The 15,757-nt window shown below is 41.0% G+C and carries 15 protein-coding genes; 11 read left to right on the top strand and 4 right to left on the bottom strand.

Annotated elements, in window-relative coordinates; genetic code table 11:
• The first annotated feature begins 86 nt into the window (after positions 1-86).
• The 5 genes from ileS to QOL23_RS07320 are packed head-to-tail and all read left to right on the top strand — an operon-like array spanning position 87 to position 6,232.
• A complete protein-coding gene (gene ileS / locus QOL23_RS07340) occupies positions 87-2,873 on the top strand; it encodes an isoleucine--tRNA ligase (protein ID WP_283400940.1) in 2,787 nt (928 codons plus the stop codon).
• A complete protein-coding gene (radC, locus tag QOL23_RS07335; RefSeq protein ID WP_283400939.1) occupies positions 2,873-3,553 on the top strand; it encodes a RadC family protein in 681 nt (226 codons plus the stop codon). The genes ileS and radC overlap by 1 nt, the downstream gene beginning before the upstream one ends.
• On the top strand, positions 3,546-4,514 hold the full coding sequence (rfaE1, locus tag QOL23_RS07330) for a D-glycero-beta-D-manno-heptose-7-phosphate kinase (protein WP_283400938.1): 969 nt from the start codon (positions 3,546-3,548) through the stop codon (positions 4,512-4,514). The genes radC and rfaE1 overlap by 8 nt, the downstream gene beginning before the upstream one ends.
• On the top strand, positions 4,504-5,448 hold the full coding sequence (locus tag QOL23_RS07325; RefSeq protein WP_283400937.1) for a TIGR00269 family protein: 945 nt from the start codon (positions 4,504-4,506) through the stop codon (positions 5,446-5,448). Before rfaE1 ends, QOL23_RS07325 begins: the two co-directional genes overlap by 11 nt.
• Positions 5,426-6,232, top strand: a complete 807-nt coding sequence (locus QOL23_RS07320) for a menaquinone biosynthetic enzyme MqnA/MqnD family protein (RefSeq protein ID WP_283400936.1) — start codon at positions 5,426-5,428, stop codon at positions 6,230-6,232. The genes QOL23_RS07325 and QOL23_RS07320 overlap by 23 nt, the downstream gene beginning before the upstream one ends.
• Positions 6,233-6,234: 2 nt before the next feature.
• Here QOL23_RS07320 and QOL23_RS07315 read toward each other — a convergent pair whose 3' ends face one another.
• Entirely contained in the window at positions 6,235-6,687 is a 453-nt protein-coding gene (locus QOL23_RS07315) for a hypothetical protein (protein ID WP_283400935.1), read from the bottom strand.
• A 79-nt stretch (positions 6,688-6,766) separates the two neighbouring features.
• On the opposite strand from QOL23_RS07315, the gene QOL23_RS07310 reads away from it, so the two are divergent.
• Both QOL23_RS07310 and QOL23_RS07305 read left to right on the top strand, forming a co-directional pair.
• A complete protein-coding gene (locus tag QOL23_RS07310; RefSeq protein ID WP_283400934.1) occupies positions 6,767-7,648 on the top strand; it encodes a DUF4388 domain-containing protein in 882 nt (293 codons plus the stop codon).
• A 3-nt stretch (positions 7,649-7,651) separates the two neighbouring features.
• Positions 7,652-9,028, top strand: a complete 1,377-nt coding sequence (locus QOL23_RS07305) for a class II fructose-bisphosphate aldolase (RefSeq protein WP_283400933.1) — start codon at positions 7,652-7,654, stop codon at positions 9,026-9,028.
• 1 nt (position 9,029) lies between these two features.
• On the opposite strand, the gene QOL23_RS07300 is transcribed toward QOL23_RS07305, so the two are convergent.
• On the bottom strand, positions 9,030-10,085 hold the full coding sequence (locus tag QOL23_RS07300; RefSeq protein WP_283400932.1) for a polysaccharide deacetylase family protein: 1,056 nt from the start codon (positions 10,083-10,085) through the stop codon (positions 9,030-9,032).
• A complete protein-coding gene (locus tag QOL23_RS07295; protein WP_283400931.1) occupies positions 10,009-10,788 on the bottom strand; it encodes a glucosaminidase domain-containing protein in 780 nt (259 codons plus the stop codon). Before QOL23_RS07295 ends, QOL23_RS07300 begins: the two co-directional genes overlap by 77 nt.
• An 85-nt stretch (positions 10,789-10,873) precedes the next feature.
• On the opposite strand from QOL23_RS07295, the gene QOL23_RS07290 reads away from it, so the two are divergent.
• A complete protein-coding gene (locus QOL23_RS07290) occupies positions 10,874-11,437 on the top strand; it encodes a Fe-S-containing hydro-lyase (protein WP_283400930.1) in 564 nt (187 codons plus the stop codon).
• Between the two features lie 7 nt (positions 11,438-11,444).
• Here the strand turns inward: QOL23_RS07290 and QOL23_RS07285 are convergent, their stop codons facing one another.
• Positions 11,445-11,810 carry a 4Fe-4S dicluster domain-containing protein gene (locus QOL23_RS07285; RefSeq protein ID WP_283400929.1) on the bottom strand — a complete coding sequence of 122 codons (366 nt, stop codon included), beginning with the start codon at positions 11,808-11,810 and terminating at the stop codon, positions 11,445-11,447.
• 140 nt (positions 11,811-11,950) lie between these two features.
• On the opposite strand from QOL23_RS07285, the gene QOL23_RS07280 reads away from it, so the two are divergent.
• From QOL23_RS07280 to QOL23_RS07270, 3 genes are read left to right on the top strand one after another with little or no spacing between them, the layout of a single operon-like run.
• Positions 11,951-12,463, top strand: a complete 513-nt coding sequence (locus QOL23_RS07280; RefSeq protein ID WP_283400928.1) for an NADH-quinone oxidoreductase subunit NuoE family protein — start codon at positions 11,951-11,953, stop codon at positions 12,461-12,463.
• Positions 12,435-13,697 (top strand): NADH-quinone oxidoreductase subunit NuoF, encoded by a 1,263-nt coding sequence (gene nuoF, locus QOL23_RS07275; protein ID WP_283400927.1) that lies wholly within the window; start codon positions 12,435-12,437, stop codon positions 13,695-13,697. The genes QOL23_RS07280 and nuoF overlap by 29 nt, the downstream gene beginning before the upstream one ends.
• A 2-nt stretch (positions 13,698-13,699) precedes the next feature.
• Positions 13,700-15,685, top strand: coding sequence for a 2Fe-2S iron-sulfur cluster-binding protein (locus tag QOL23_RS07270; protein ID WP_283400926.1), 1,986 nt, complete (start codon positions 13,700-13,702; stop codon positions 15,683-15,685).
• Positions 15,686-15,757: the final 72 nt, after the last annotated feature.

The raw sequence follows: 15,757 nt of genomic DNA, 5'->3' as shown, positions 1-15,757 counted from the left end.
TTCATAGTTGTAAAGGAAATTATATTATTAGCAACGGATTTAAGTGCTACAATATAGCACAAATTAAAGTCCCCGGAGGAGAATAGATGAGCGAAAAGGACTACAAAGAGACGCTCAACCTACCCAAAACCTCGTTTCCGATGAGAGGTAACCTGCCCAAAAAAGAACCTGAAACTCTTTCCTACTGGAATGAAATAAATCTCTACAAAAAACTGTTAGAAAGCCACAAGTGTGACTGCAAATTCATCCTTCACGATGGACCGCCTTACGCCAACGGTCACATTCACATAGGACACGCCTTAAACAAGATACTTAAAGATATCGTTATTAAATCAAAGGCGATGCAAGGTTACTTTACGCCTTTTGTTCCCGGCTGGGACTGCCATGGGCTTCCAATAGAAAGAGCTGTTTTTAAGGAAATAAAGAAAAGGAAAGATGAAGTTGACCCGATAGAAGTTAGGAAGAAGTGCAGGCAGTATGCTGAAAAGTGGATTAAGACACAAAAAGAAGAATTCATCAGACTCGGCGTTTTGGGAGACTGGAAGAACCCTTACATAACTATGGACCCTTCCTATCAGGCAACAATCCTAAGGGAGTTGGGTAAGTTTTACGAAAAGGGACTGGTTTACAGGGCGAAAAAGCCGGTTTACTGGTGTCCAACCTGCGTTACTGCTCTTGCCGAAGCGGAAATTGAATACGGAGAGGAAACTTCTCCATCTATCTACGTTGCCTTTAAAGTAACAGACGGTAAAGGAAAGCTTGACGAAGGAACGTATTTGGTTATCTGGACAACAACCCCGTGGACTTTACCTGCCAACGTTGCCGTTGCGCTTCATCCAGACCTTGAATACGTTGTTCTTGAAAGCGAAGGTAAAAGGTATTTGGTGGCGAAAGAACTTGCAGAAGATTTTTCGGAAAAAACGGGCATTTCAAACAATGCAGTAAAAACTTTCAAAGGTAGCGATTTAGAAGGGATAGAGTATGAACATCCTTTTGTTGATAGAAAAGGAAAAACCGTTTTAGCCGACTACGTTTCTTCGGATACTGGAACGGGACTCGTTCACATAGCTCCCGGTCACGGTGAAGAGGACTATCAGGTGGGATTAAAGTATAACCTTCCTGTAATTGTGCCGGTTGACGACTACGGTCGCTTTACAGATGAAGCTCCAGAGTGGATTCGCGGAATGAAGATATGGGATGCCAACGACAAAATCCTTGAAAAGCTAAAAGAAACAGGGCACTTGCTTTACGCTGGAAAGATAACCCACTCCTACCCCCACTGCTGGAGATGTAAAAAGAAGGTTATCTTTAGAGCAACTCCTCAATGGTTTATTTCAATGGATAAAGGGCAGCCAACTCTAAGAAAAGTGGCTCTTGATGAAATAGAAAAGGTAAAGTGGATACCTGCCTGGGGTAAAACGAGAATCAGGAACATGGTTGAACAGCGTCCAGACTGGTGTATTTCAAGACAGAGAATTTGGGGCGTGCCGATAGTTGCCTTTTACTGCAAATCCTGCGGAGAGGTTATCTACTCAAAAGAGTTAGCAGACCACGTTGCCGATATTTTTGAAAAGGAATCAGCCGACGCCTGGTATGAAAAATCCGCTTCTGAACTGCTTCCAGAAGGTTTTGCCTGTCCCAAGTGCGGTGGTAAGGAATTTGAGAAAGAGAAGGACATTTTAGACGTCTGGTTTGATTCCGGCTCTTCGCATGCAGCCGTTTTAGAAAAGAGAGAAGAACTTTCTTCACCGGCTGACCTTTACCTTGAAGGTTCAGACCAGCATAGAGGCTGGTTCCAGGCAAGCCTTTTAGAGTCCTGCGGAACGAGAGGAAGAGCGCCTTACAGGTCTGTTCTGACTCACGGGTTTACCCTTGACGAGAAAGGCTACAAGATGAGCAAATCTTTGGGTAACGTTATTTCGCCTAACGATATAGTTAAGAGGTTTGGCGCTGACATATTGAGGCTCTGGGTTGCCAGCGAAAACTTTACAGAAGATGTAAGAATTTCAGAGAACATACTAAGGAAGATAGCAGAAAGTTACAAGAAAATTAGAAATACTTTCAGGTTTATGTTAGGTAACCTTTACGATTTTACGCCTGATAAAGCACTAAACTACGACGAGTTAGAAGAAATAGACAAGTGGGCGATAAACAGGTTCTTCAACCTGAAGAACGAAATAATCAAAGCCTACAACGACTATAAGTTCAACAGAGTTTACAGAATGGTTTACGAATACTGTTCAAACGAATTGAGCGCCATTTATCTTGACATACTGAAGGATACCCTCTATTGCGAACATCCAGACTCTAAAAAGAGGAGAAGCGCTCAAACAGCCATTTGCAGAATACTTGAAGGATTAACCATTCTAATAGCGCCTATACTTTCCTTTACTGCCGAGGAAGTTTACTCACACATTCCCGGAAAAGAAAAGGAATCGGTTTTCCTTGAAGAGTTTCCACCTTACTGCGAAGATAGAGATGGAGAAGTTTTAGAAACCTGGAACAGGCTCATAGAAATTAAGAAAGCTGTAAATAAAGGTCTTGAAAAGGCAAGAAGTGAAGACCTGATAAGACACTCTTTAGAAGCTAAAGTAACCGTTTACGCTGAAGGTAGCGATTACGACCTGCTTAAAAGATACGCTTCACAGCTTCCATACATATTTATTACATCTCAAGCTGAAGTAAAGCCTTTAAGTGAAGCTCCTGAAACGGCTGTTTTTGATGAGGATACCGGAATAAAAGTTTTTGTTGAAAGAGCCAAGGGTAATAAGTGTGAAAGATGCTGGATGTACAGCGAAACGGTTGGCAAAGACAGTGAATATCCTGACGTTTGTGAAAGGTGCGCAAGGGTTCTAAAGGAGTTGAACGGGTAATGTCTTACTACACCGTTAAAGAACTTCCAGAGTCCGACAGACCGAGAGAAAAGCTTCTAAAAGTAGGGGCGGAAAACCTGTTGGACTCTGAACTTTTAGCGATAATTTTGAGAACAGGCGTAAAGGGTAAAAACGTTCTTGACCTTTCCCGCGAGATACTAAAAGCTTTTGGAGGTTTTGAAGGACTTTCTAAAGTTCACGTTCAGGAGCTCATCGGTTTTAAGGGGCTTGGAAAAGCTAAAGCTGTTGCTGTTAAGGCTGCGGTTGAGATAGGAAGAAGAACAAAAAGCGACAAGAAAGTTTCGTCTATCTCCACTCCGCCGGATGCTTTTGAGCTACTACGCAGGTTCGGTGATTTGGAAGTAGAGGTATTTGGAATAGTTACTTTAAACGTAAAAAACGTTCCTTTGGGCGTTTACGAAATATCTAAAGGTTCTGTTAACGCTGCTGTCGTGACTCCTAAGGAAGTTTTCCGTCCTGCCGTTAGAGATTTGGCAGCGTCGGTGATACTGTTTCACAACCACCCATCCGGAGATACTACTCCGAGCAGTGAAGATTTGAAGATAACCCAAAAATTAAAAAGAGCTGCGCAGCTTTTAGATATTGAAGTTCTTGACCACGTAATAATCGGAAGAGATTCTTACTTTAGTTTTAGAGAAGAGGGAATCCTTGATGTTTAGAAAGGAGACACTTCAAAGGTTTAAAGGTAAGAAGGTTTTGGTTATAGGCGATTTTATGCTTGATGAGTATATAACCGGAAAAGTTGAAAGAATTTCTCCAGAAGCTCCTGTGCCGGTAGTTGAAGCCAAAGAAGCAACCTATAGACCGGGCGGTGCTGCTAATGTGGTAGTTAACCTGTCTTCTTTAGGAGCTGTACCTGTTGCTGTTGGAGTTATCGGTAACGATAGAGAGGGAGAGCTGTTAAAGTCACTTTTGTCACAGTACAACGTTGATACTGAAAGCTTGATAGTTGACAGAGAGAGACCTACCACTAAAAAAACGAGAATCATTGCTTCTTCTCAGCAGCTTTTAAGGGTTGATTGGGAAAACAGAAATTACGTATCGGAGGAAGTGGAACGTAAAATTCTTTCCGTTTTTAACGATTTAAGCAACGTTGACGCTGTGATTATTTCCGATTACGGCAAGGGAGTTGTAACTGCGAGGCTTTTTGATTTGACGGGGAAAATAAAGAAAAACGTTCCGGTTCTTCTTGACCCTAAAGAAAAGAACTATCCCCTTTATAAAAACCTTACAACCATGACTCCCAACATTAAAGAAACTTTTGGGGCTGTTGGAATTAAACCTGAAACGGATGAAGAAACGGAAGAAGCCGGCAGGAGACTTATAGAAAAATTTAAACTTGATTACGCTGTTATAACGAGGAGTGAGAAAGGGCTGTCTATCGTAAAGAAGAATAGCGCTTATCATATTCCAACGAAAGCTAAGCAGGTATTTGATGTGACAGGTGCTGGTGATACCGTTGTAAGCGTTTTTGCTCTTTCTCTTGCCAGTGGTGCTACTCCAGAAGAAGCGGGCGAAATAGCTAATATTGCTGCTGGAGTTGTGGTTGGAAAGCTTGGAACTGCCACTGTAACGGTAGAAGAAATTTTAAAGGCTGCTGAGGAGATGGATGCTCTGTAGAATTTGTAAGGATAGAGGTAAGAGGAATAAGGCAGTCATATTCTTGAGACACCACAGACTTGCTCTATGCGAAAAGCACTTTTTAGAGTGGTTTGAGAAGCAGGTTGAGAAAACTATAAAGAAATTCCGAATGTTTACAAGAAAAGAGACTGTTCTTGTGGCTGTTTCTGGAGGAAAAGACAGCCTTTCTCTCTGGAAAGTTTTAATTGCTTTGGGTTATAAAACGTTGGGACTGCACATAAACCTTGGAATTGAAAGGTGGAATTACTCTAAAACTTCGGAAGAAATTTGCAGGGAATTTGCGGAGAAGAACGGTGCAGAGTTGGTGGTGTTTAGCTTGAAAGAACGTTTTGGATTTTCAATAGAGGAGATTGCAAGGGAAGCAAGGAGGAAAGATGTTTGTTCCGTTTGTGGAACGTTTAAACGCTACGTAATGAATTTGGTGGCGAAAGAGAGAGGGATTAACGTTATCGCTACAGGGCATAACCTTGACGATGAGGCAGCTTTGCTGCTCTCTAATACTATGAGGTGGGAGATAGGTTATTTAGGCAGACAATCACCCGTTTTACCTGAAGAAGCTGGATTTCCTAAGAAAGTTAAGCCTTTTGCTTTCCAGACGGAGAAGGAAACCGTGAGCTACGCAATCTTAAATGGAATTAGATTTATGGAAACTGGGTGTCCAAACGCTAAAGAGTCAACTTCTAAAACTTTTAAGCGTGCTTTGGCAATGATTGAACATGAGATGCCTGGAACGAAACTACGTTTTTATAAAGAGTTTTTGAAGAAGGCGAGGCCTTTGTTTGAAAAGGAGTTAAAAAAGGAACTGGAATTAAGAAGATGTACTGAGTGTGGAATGCCTACTACTCAGGAAATTTGTAGCGTTTGTTCAATTTTAAAGAGGGTGAGAGAAAATGCTAAAAGTAGGGATAATTGAGTATCTAAACACAATTCCTGTTTATTACGGCTTTTTGAAAGGAAGCGTTAAAGCTGATAACGTTGAGTTTGTAGAAGACGTTCCTTCTGAACTTAACGAGCTTTTAAGGGAAGGTTTTTTGGACATATCTGTTATATCTTCTTACGAGTATTTATCTAACAGCGATAAGTATCTTCTATTTCCTGATTTTTCTATATCGGCTAAAAGAAAGGTTTTGAGCGTTTTGTTCCTTTCAACAGTACCTATACATCAATTACACAGGAAAGATGTATGGCTTACGAGAAGCTCTATGACTTCAAGAGAACTTTTGAAATATTTGCTGAAAAACGTTTACGGGGTTGAACCGAACTATTACTATTACTCTCTTAAAGATAACGATTTGCCCAAAAATCCCACCGCCCTCCTCACCATAGGTGACGATGCTTTTAAGCTTTTAAAAAATAAGCGTTTTACCTTTATTTACGATTTAGCTGAAGAGTGGTTTAACATTCACGGTCTTCCGTTCGTTTTTGCCGTTTGGGCTGTTAGGAGAGAAGTTTACGAGAGCAGACCTGAAGAGGTGGAGGCATTTTACAGGAAGCTTTTGGTTTCAAGAGAGGAAGGTATAGCGAATTTAAAAGATATCTGTCAGTCGTACTCTAAAAAACTGTGTATCAATTGTGAAAATTGCATGGAGTACCTTGAGAATTTGAGGTTTAACCTTGGGAATGATGAAAAGCAAAGTTTGGAGTTGTTTGCTCAAAGCATAGGCGTTCCATCAAAGTTAGAGTTTATAGAAGTTTAAAGTCAATCCTTATTGATAGAATATCCGTTAAGTTCTAAGAGAGCTATAACCTTAGGTATTACTTCTTTAGCTTCATCTTCTGTAAGCTCTTTCTTTAGACTATTTATGAGGTCTTGTGCTGTATTTGACGTTTTTAAGCAATCTTCAACTATTGTGGTTGACATTATTCCAAATAGGGGAGAAACAAGTTCCAGTATATCGTTGAACACTTCGTTTGAAAGCTCCAGTTTTCTCTTTTTTGGTCTTGAGAGGAGTTTTCTAACTACCGATTCGTGAAAGTTTTTAACTTCTTCATCTATTGCTTCTTCAGTGCTGATATCTTTCTCCAACCTTTTAACAATTGCTCCATCTTTGAAAATATTGGAAACTATCTTTTTAGAAGAGGCGTAGTATTCGGTTTGGACGTGGAAGGTGGATTTTCCCAATTTGATGTCTTGATTAAGGGAAGTTCCCATTAGTTCTCCTCAATGTTCAATTTTATATCAGTTTATTATACAATTAGCGGTGTGGTAAAAACTATAATCGGAGATAGAAATGGAATTAAGGGGAGAGTTCAGGTCTGTTTCAGAGATTCTTGACCTAATCCAGATAGTTAGCATGGGTAAGAAAAGTGGAGAGATGAATTTCCGAGGGGAAGAAGGAAGTGTTACTGTCTACTTTGACCAGGGGAAAGCTATAAGCTTTGACTCCAGCATACCTGCTGTTTTGAATATAAGGGAAGCTGTTAAATCGCAAAGTTTAACTTTGGAGGAAGCTATAAAGCTTATTCTTCACTACATCTCTTTCTGGAAGGGAGGTAGGTTCCTTTTTGTAGAAAAACCTATTTCCCGGGAGCATTTAGGTTCTGTTGATATGGTTGGCGTTATGATGGAGTTTTCAAAAGAAGTTGATGAAACGCCTGAAGAAGTTAGAAAAGCTATTGCTGATAATCTGAAATTTCAGCTTTCTGAGGATATTCAAGGTGAAATTTGTATTGACAGAGTTGGATGGCGTTTGTTGAGAGAGATAGCAAAAGGTAAGAGTATGAAGAGTTTACTTTTTTCTCTTCCTTTTCCTTATGGTGTAATAGTAGAGAAGTTACAGATGTTGCTAAATAAAGGAGCTATCTGCGAATCCACAGAAGTAGTTGAAAGAGAAGAGTTAGAAAAGAAAGAAGTCAAAGAAGAGATTCCTAAGGTTCCAGAAGAAAGGATAGAGAAGATAAAGGAGATTTTAGTTTCTGCAATGGGTCCTATGGGTGAGTTTTTGGTTGATGAAGCTCTTGAGGATTTGGAAGTTAGAGAATTGTCACCTGATATGGTAAATATGTTTATAGATACTTTGCTTGAAAAAATCCCCGAAACCTGCCTCATAGAAGGCGAAAGCTGTAGAGAACGCTTCAGAAAAGAGTTTGAAAAAATCCTTACAGGAGGTTAGAGAATGCAGTTTACGTGCGATGAGATTAAGAACGCTCTAAACGGCGTTGTTGAAGTTGGCGAAGATAGAGTGAAAATCCTCAACCCACAGAAAGTCAGAGATGAGCTTATAGATAGGCTTGTTTACACTGCTGTATTTGGAGAGGAAAAGGAGAAAGCGTGTGCAAGATGGCTTATAAGGGCTATAGCCCTTGAGCTTGACATAGTTCCCGCTTCCATTCACGACCTTTACACCGGCGGAATGGCAAGGGAGGAGATACCTTTCTGGTTTACCGTTCCTGCCATGAACATAAGGGGGCTTACCTACGACGTTATGAGGCAGATTTTCAAGATTGCCGTTGAAAAGGATATGGGTGCTTTTATCTTGGAAATTGCCAAGTCCGAGATTGGTTATACAGACCAGCGTCCTGCTGAATATACCGCCTGCGCTTTGGCGGCGGCGATAAAAGAAGGTTATAAAGGTCCTGTTTTTATTCAGGGAGACCACTTCCAGTTTAACGCCAAAAAGTATGCAGAAGACCCTGAAAAAGAGCTTGAATCCATAAAAGCGCTTACTAAAGAGGCTATAGAAGCAGACTTCTACAACATAGACATTGACCCATCTACTTTGGTTGATTACAGCAAACCGACTTTAAAGGAGCAGCAGTATCACAACTACGTTAACACGGCTAAGATGACTGCTTTTATAAGAGAAATTGAACCTGAAGGTGTAACGGTATCTGTCGGCGGAGAGATAGGACACATAGGCGGTAAAAACTCAACGCCGGAAGAGTTTGAAGCCTTTATGGAAGGTTTCCTTGAAGAGCTTAAGAAAACTGCTGGAGATGTTCCCGGTATAAGCAAGATTTCTGTCCAGACGGGAACAGAGCATGGAGGCGTTCCTCTACCAGATGGAAGTATAGCGAAAGTAAAGCTTGACTTTTCCGTTCTTGAAAAGATAGGGGAAGTTGCAAGGAAGAAGTATTCAATGGCAGGTGCTGTCCAGCACGGCGCTTCAACGCTACCTGATGAACTCTTCCACAAGTTTCCAGAGGTTAAAACTGCTGAAATTCACCTCGCTACAGGTTTCCAGAACATTATTTATGACCATCTACCAGAAGACTTTAAGAATGAAATTTACAACTGGCTTAAGACAGAACTGAAAAACGAGTGGAAAGAGGGCTGGACAGAGGAACAGTTTATCTACAAGACGAGAAAGAAAGCTTTTGGTAAGTTCAAGAAAGATTTCTGGGATTTGCCGGCAGACGTTAAAGAACCTATGATGAAAGCTCTTGAAGATAAGTTCAGATTCCTCTTTGAACAGCTAAAAGTTTACGGAACGAAAGAAGTAGTTAATAGGTACGTTAAGCCTGTGAAGATTTACAAGAAAAGACCCTACTAAATTAGTTTGTGAGAGCCGGGGATTTTCCCGGCTTTTTCTCTAAAACTAAAAAGAAGAATTCCGCTTTTTTACCGGTTCTTTTGTCGTAGCACCTTATTCCTATTCGGGTTTTATACTTGACGAGCGTTAGCTTATCTTTGAGTTTAACGACGTTTCCTTTTTTTTCAACGTTGTTCAGCCAGCCGACTCCTGTAGCGTAGATTGAACAGTAATGATAGTTTTCGGGGTTTTCTATTTCAAAGCTGACGCTAACCGGATTTTTGTCTGTCAATCCTATGTCTGGCGTATGTTTTACTACAGGTAGGGGCTCTATGTTGAGGTCTTCTACAAATAGCTTAAATCCTGACTGGGAACCTACAACAGCCATTCTCGGAACGGGAAATTCTCTACCGGAGAAAGCACCTCTATCCTGAGAGAAAAGAAGTTTATACCTATTCCTAAAAAACTTCAGGCTTATTTTGTCGTAGTCTCCGTAAGGAAAAGCTAAGAATTCCGGTTCGTAGCCTAACAGCCTTTTGAACCTTTTCCTTGATTTTCTTTCCTCTCTTTTAAGCAGTTTAACGTATTTGTCTTTTGGAAGGTGTAATCTTTTCCAGCCTAAGTTGGGATGGTCGTATAAGTGATTTCCGAACGTAACTAATCCTGACTCTTCCATTTCCTTTATCTGTTTGAGGGTGAGAAAGTCGGGATATCGGTTTATGGCTGCTGTGTAGAGGAAAACTGTAAATGGAAATTTGTACTTCTTCAAAATTTTAAAAGCTTTCATTGTTGTTTCATATCCGTCATCTATTGTGATGACGACCGTTTTGGGAGGGATAGGTTTACCTGAAGAAACGATATCGTATAGCTTTTTCACTGAAATCACGTTGTAGTTGTGCGTTTTTAAGTATTTCATTTCCTTTTCAAAATCTCGCATAGGCACAGAAGTGGAAGGATATCTTTGGTCCCCGAAGCGGTGAAATATAAAAACTGTAGCGTAGTTATCTGGAGCTGCCACTGCCGGTAAAAGATAGAGCGTAACCGTCAAAATCAGTAAGGTTATTATTCTTAATGACATTTTTTACTAACTCCGTGTACTGTTTTCTCATTACGGAGTATTTTTCCAATTCTTTTATAAGCGTGTCAAGTGATGCACCTTTACTCCTTGCATCTCTAAAATCTTTGTAAGCCCAGCTTACGTTAATGTTGTATATGTAATCTTTTACCGATTCGTAAAGGTCTGGATAGACTTTAAGGCATGCGCCGCTCTTCTTTGCTTTCAGGCATTTGCGTTTTTTTGAATAGGAGTAGATACCGAACGCGTTGTTTGCCTCTGTAAAGAAGCGGGACGTTCCCCAGCCGCTCTCTATTGCAGCCTGAGCCAAGACGAGACTTACAGGAACGATGTTTACCCTTTTTAGTAGTTCCTCATAAGAATCGGCTTTATACTTTTTTTTCAATTCTTTAAGTTTCTTTTCTTCTAAAGGCGTCAGTTTCTTTTTTCCTTTTATGCTCAGTAAAAATTTTCTTTCTTTCATTACCTCTTCGTTGGCTTTCTCTATCAGGGGAAGCATGAGCTTTATAAATTCTTTCTTCCTCTCTTTCGGCGGTAGATAGGAGAGAGAAACGTGAGATGGATATGGCGTAGATGGAACTTCGTGCAGTTTAACGGTCTGCTTGCTGTAGTTTTCTTTTTCGGCGCTGCAATCTTTTGCTGTAGTTAAGAGAGCTCCTATGGAAGCTGTAAATACTACTGCGAGTAGCGCCGTTTTTCCTTTCATCTACCGGTTACTCCCTGATTGGATTTGAGGTGGAAATTTATTCCATTTGCTATACTATGCTGGTATTAAGAGATGGGAGGTTTGCATGTCTGCAATAAGGATTACTGCACCTATTTTAGACGACAGCGTTGTTGAAAGTTTAAAAGCTGGTGATTTTGTTCTCATTTCTGGCGTTATCTATACTGCAAGGGATGCTGCTCATAAAAGAATGGTTGAAGCGCTAAAAAAAGGTGAACCTCTGCCGTTTGACGTTAAGGGGCAGATTATTTACTACGCTGGTCCTGCTCCTGCTAAACCGGGTAAACCTATAGGTTCTGTAGGACCTACTACGAGTTACAGGATGGACCCTTACGCGCCTAAGCTTTTAGAGGTTGGATTGAAAGGTATGATAGGTAAAGGGGCAAGGAACGAGGAGGTAAAAGAGGCGATTAAAAAGTTTAAGGGCGTTTATTTTGGAGCTGTAGGTGGGGCAGCTGCTTACCTTGCAAGGTGCGTTAAGAAGGCGGAAGTTATTGCTTACGAAGATTTAGGACCTGAAGCTGTGAGAAGGTTGGAGGTGGTGGATTTTCCAGCTTTCGTTATTAACGATATTTATGGAAACGACCTTTATGAGATGGGAAGAAAGAAGTATCAGCTTATAGAAATTTAAGGGGGATTTACTCCCCCTTTTGCTGCTTCTTTATAGCTTCTTCAAGTATCTTCTTTGCTTTTTCAATCAATTTTAATTCTTTTACCAGCTTCTTTACGTATTCATCGCTGGGGAAGGAGATAGCTTTAACGGGACAGAGGTTTGCACACGTTGTACAGCCAACCATGCAGTTGTAAGGTCTTGCTACAATCGGTCTGTTTTTTTCTATATCCCAGTCAAAAACTTTCTTTCCTGCACATGTAATAAAACAGATTCCGCACCCGATACATTTCTCGTAATCTATAGTTGGGTACCACTCAATCTGATTTCTTGGGACTCCCCACCAGAGTTCTTTTGATAGGTCTTTTACTTCTCTTCCTAATAGGTCCTTCATTTCGTCCCTCCTTGTGAATTTCTTTAGGAGAATTTAGACAATTAACTAAATAAGTCAAGTAGCTTTAAATTTGTGTAGGAGAGAAATAACGTTCTGGTATAATTTCAATAGGAGATTGAGAATATTTTGAAGGTGTTCAGATGAATGATTTAGAGATACTAATTAAAGAGATTGAAGAGCTGAAGGAAAGTTCTCCTTATCCATCTTTTCGTTCCTTAATTATGCCTGCGCTGTGGATTGCAGAGAAGCGGTTTTCTGCAATTTTGCCTGAGCATATAGAGGTGATAGCCAAGCTTTTAGGCGTCAAACCGATAGAGGTTGAGGAAGTTGCGCACTTTTACGCCATGTATCATACTCAAAGAAAGGGCAAATACGTTGTGAGAGTTTGCACTAACCTTTCCTGTATGTTGAACGGCGGTGAATCTATCCTGCAGGCTCTCTGTAGTTACTTTGGTGTTAAGCCTGGTGAAACTACGGAAGATGGGCTTTTTACGATTGAGGAAGCTGAGTGTATGGGGTTGTGTGACGGTGCGCCTGCAATGACGGTTAACGAGGAAAGGTTTACCCACCTTACACCTGAAAAGGCGATTGCTGTTTTAGAAGAGCTTAAAAGGAAGGAACGTAATGGAAAGGGTAATTCTCAGAAACGTTGATAGAGAGGACTCTCACCGTATAGACGTTTACCTGAAGCACGGCGGTTATCAGGCTTTCAGGAAGGTTTTAAAGGAGTTTTCGCCCCAGGACGTTATAGAAGAGATTAAAAGGAGCGGTTTAAGGGGAAGAGGCGGGGCAGGTTTTCCTACAGGTTTAAAGTGGGAGTTTGCCGCTGCCGATTTTAAAGAACCGAAGTACTTTGTCTGCAATGCCGATGAAGGTGAACCGTGCACGTTTAAGGATAGAATGATAATAGAGAAAGACCCTCACGCTCTCATAGAGGGAATGCTTATAGGAGCTTACGCTACAGGGTGTAGCGTCGGTTATATATATCTGCGAGGAGAATATCCGATAGGGAAAAGGATACTGCTTCAGGCTATAGAAGAGGCGAGGGAGAGGGGATTTTTAGGCGAAAACATTTTAGGGAGTGACTTTTCTTTTGATATTCATATCCATTCCGGCGCTGGTGCTTACATATGCGGTGAAGAGACAGCTCTTATAGAGTCTCTTGAGGGTAAAAGGGGTGAGCCGAGGATAAAGCCGCCTTTCCCTGTTAACGCCGGTTTTATGTGGAAACCTACCGTTGTAAATAACGTTGAGACTCTTGCCAACGTTCCTGTGATAATAGAGAGGGGAGCTGAGTGGTATTCTTCCATAGGTTCTCCTGATTGCCCCGGTCCGAAGCTTTACTCTGTAAGCGGTAAGGTGAAAAAGCCCGGCGTTTACGAACTTCCGATGGGAACGCCTTTAGAGGAGATAATATTTGAGCATGCTGGTGGCATAAAGGAAGACAGGAAGTTAAAGGCTGTTTTTCCTGGTGGAGCTTCCAGCTGCGTTCTTACCGCCGATGAAATTCACGTGAAGATGGATTTCCCTTCTCTTGCAAAAGCTGGAACGATGTTAGGTTCAGGTGCTGTGATGGTTTTAGATGAAACGGACTGCATAGTGAAAGCAGCGTTGAGGCTTTTAAAGTTTTTCAGGCACGAATCGTGCGGTAAGTGTGCGCCGTGCAGGGAGGGAACGGACTGGATAGTTAGGATTCTTTACAGGATAGAGAACGGTAAGGGGAGCGAGGATGACCTTGAAACTATAGTAACCATTTCTGAGACTATGGAGAACTCCTTTTGCGGTCTGGGAATGGCTGCGCATAATCCTGCCGTTTCTACGGTGAAGAAGTTCAGAGATGAGTATCTAAAACATATAGCCTTAAAGAGATGCCCTTTTAAGGAGTAAGTATGGAGAGCTTCAGGATAGTTATAGATGGAAAAGAGTGTGAAGCCTTTCCTGGTGAGACCGTTTTAAAGGTTGCAGAGAGGAACGGTATCGTTATTCCTGTTTTCTGTTACCACAAGGAGTTGAGACCTGAAGGTGCTTGTCGTGTTTGTCTGGTTGAAGTGGAAGGTGCACCAAGGCTCGTAACTGCCTGCACCTTAAAGGCTATGCCGAACATGGTTGTTAGGACTAATACCCCTAAGGTAAAGAAGGCAAGAGCTACGATAATCAGGATGATTTTAAACAACCACGCGCTTGAGTGTAAGGAGTGTGATAAGTCTGGTGAGTGTGAACTTCAGATGACAGGATTCAGGCACGCTTCTAAAGAGGTGAAGTATAAGGAAGGGGTAAGGAAGAAGGGGATTTTTATTGAGGGCAAGCTGATAGCTATAAATACCGATAGGTGTATTTTGTGTAGAAGATGTATCAGAATGTGCGGTGAGAATATGGGTAATAGGGTTTTAGGAATAATAGGCAGGGGATATTGGGCTTACGTTTCGCCATTTGATGGAGATTTTGAGAAAAGTGGCTGTGAACACTGCGGTAGCTGTATAGATGTCTGTCCTGTGGGTTCTCTGCTGGATAGAACCTTCAAACATAGAGGAAGACCGTGGAAGCTGGACAAAACCTGGACCACCTGTACGCTGTGTGGAAGTGCCTGTTATATGGAAGTTGATACGTGTGAGGGAGAGATAAAGAGGGTAGTTGGCAGGATAGGGGTTAACCATGAGGATAATAAAGGATACCTGTGCGTTAACGGGAAGTGGGGCTGGGATATTGTCTATTCTGAATACCGCTTTGAAAAGCCTCTGTTGAAAGAGAATGGTAGTTTTAAAGAAATATCTTTTGAGGAGGCTGTAGAGGTTGTAAAAGAGAAGATGGAGGGTGGGGATTTTGGTGTTTTTGTGGATTCTTCTCTAACTTGTGAAGAGATTGACCTGATTGCCGACAGGTTTAGGACGAAAGGGATTGTTTCAGATGCTTTTAATTATCAGAGGTTTTTGAAGAAGATTAGTGGGAATTTAAACGTTTGTAGTTTGAAGGAAGCTTTTGATTCCGACGTTCTGGTGGTTGTGGGGGATTTTGTAGAGGAGACCAATCCTGTTATTGCAACGCTATTAAGGTTAAAAGTTATTCAAGAGCGAAAAAGAATCATCAGGGTGGGTCAGTTTCCTTCAAAACTTGATTCTGTTTCATACAGAGTTTTCGTTGATGAAGATGTAGAAAAGATTTTAACTTCGGAAAGTTTAAATAAACTGCTGCGCAGGAAGAAGTTTTCCTTAATTATAGGTGGGACTATTTATGACTTAATTAAATCTGAAGAAATTGCAAAAACTATTGCAGGAATTTTTCAGGGTATCTCTGTGTATCCAATTCCGCCTGAATCTAATTCCTATTACATTTCTGAAAAGTTTGAGACTGAAAGCAGTCTTAATTCTTCTGTTGGCGTTTATTTTGTTAGTTCAAACGAAAAGTTTGCTGTTTTGAAAAGTGGGAAATTCAAAATTCTCTTTACTCCTTTCTTTGATGACTTTGCTTTGGACGCTGATTTGGTAATTCCTACGGAAACCTTTTTAGAAAAAGAGGGAAAACTTTATCTTTTAGGTGGTTTGGAAAAGCCTGTAAAAGGCGCAGTTGAAGCGAAGGTTTCTTTAAAAACTTTTTTGAAGAGACTGCCTGTGTTTTTACAGAAGAGTAGGGGCGGTATTTCTAACCTTTTTCGTGCTCCTGAGGATACGGATACGTTGGTTTTAGTGTCTAAGCGCGCTAAGGGAATGTTGTCTGTTTATTCGCAGCATGTTGCATCTGTTTCTAAAGGAAACAGAGTTTTGGAATTTTCAGACAGTGGTGTTGGGAAAAAGGTTCTATTTGTAGAAAGATTTGATGAAGATATAATAGAAATATTAAAATTATTTTATCCGTATAAGGAGTCAACTATCAGAAATTAAACACGGAGCCTGAGCAGGATGCTGAAAGCACTGACCCTTAGAAAGCATAGCGAACAGGACACGAATAAGCTT

Origin of the sequence: Desulfurobacterium pacificum (genome assembly GCF_900182835.1) — a bacterium.
Taxonomy (GTDB): Bacteria; Aquificota; Aquificia; order Desulfurobacteriales; family Desulfurobacteriaceae; genus Desulfurobacterium_B; species Desulfurobacterium_B pacificum.
Note: the sequence above shows the minus strand (reverse complement) of the source record. Positions and strands in the feature narration are given on the sequence as shown.

Bases quoted from the DNA above. Each gene is read 5' to 3' on its own strand.
- ileS (WP_283400940.1), top strand. From the start codon at position 87: ATGAGCGAAAAGGACTACAAAGAGACGCTCAACCTACCCAAAACCTCG.
- radC (WP_283400939.1), top strand. From the start codon at position 2,873: ATGTCTTACTACACCGTTAAAGAACTTCCAGAGTCCGACAGACCGAGA.
- rfaE1 (WP_283400938.1), top strand. From the start codon at position 3,546: ATGTTTAGAAAGGAGACACTTCAAAGGTTTAAAGGTAAGAAGGTTTTG.
- QOL23_RS07325 (WP_283400937.1), top strand. From the start codon at position 4,504: ATGCTCTGTAGAATTTGTAAGGATAGAGGTAAGAGGAATAAGGCAGTC.
- QOL23_RS07320 (WP_283400936.1), top strand. From the start codon at position 5,426: ATGCTAAAAGTAGGGATAATTGAGTATCTAAACACAATTCCTGTTTAT.
- QOL23_RS07315 (WP_283400935.1), bottom strand. From the start codon at position 6,687: ATGGGAACTTCCCTTAATCAAGACATCAAATTGGGAAAATCCACCTTC.
- QOL23_RS07310 (WP_283400934.1), top strand. From the start codon at position 6,767: ATGGAATTAAGGGGAGAGTTCAGGTCTGTTTCAGAGATTCTTGACCTA.
- QOL23_RS07305 (WP_283400933.1), top strand. From the start codon at position 7,652: ATGCAGTTTACGTGCGATGAGATTAAGAACGCTCTAAACGGCGTTGTT.
- QOL23_RS07300 (WP_283400932.1), bottom strand. From the start codon at position 10,085: ATGTCATTAAGAATAATAACCTTACTGATTTTGACGGTTACGCTCTAT.
- QOL23_RS07295 (WP_283400931.1), bottom strand. From the start codon at position 10,788: ATGAAAGGAAAAACGGCGCTACTCGCAGTAGTATTTACAGCTTCCATA.
- QOL23_RS07290 (WP_283400930.1), top strand. From the start codon at position 10,874: ATGTCTGCAATAAGGATTACTGCACCTATTTTAGACGACAGCGTTGTT.
- QOL23_RS07285 (WP_283400929.1), bottom strand. From the start codon at position 11,810: ATGAAGGACCTATTAGGAAGAGAAGTAAAAGACCTATCAAAAGAACTC.
- QOL23_RS07280 (WP_283400928.1), top strand. From the start codon at position 11,951: ATGAATGATTTAGAGATACTAATTAAAGAGATTGAAGAGCTGAAGGAA.
- nuoF (WP_283400927.1), top strand. From the start codon at position 12,435: ATGGAAAGGGTAATTCTCAGAAACGTTGATAGAGAGGACTCTCACCGT.
- QOL23_RS07270 (WP_283400926.1), top strand. From the start codon at position 13,700: ATGGAGAGCTTCAGGATAGTTATAGATGGAAAAGAGTGTGAAGCCTTT.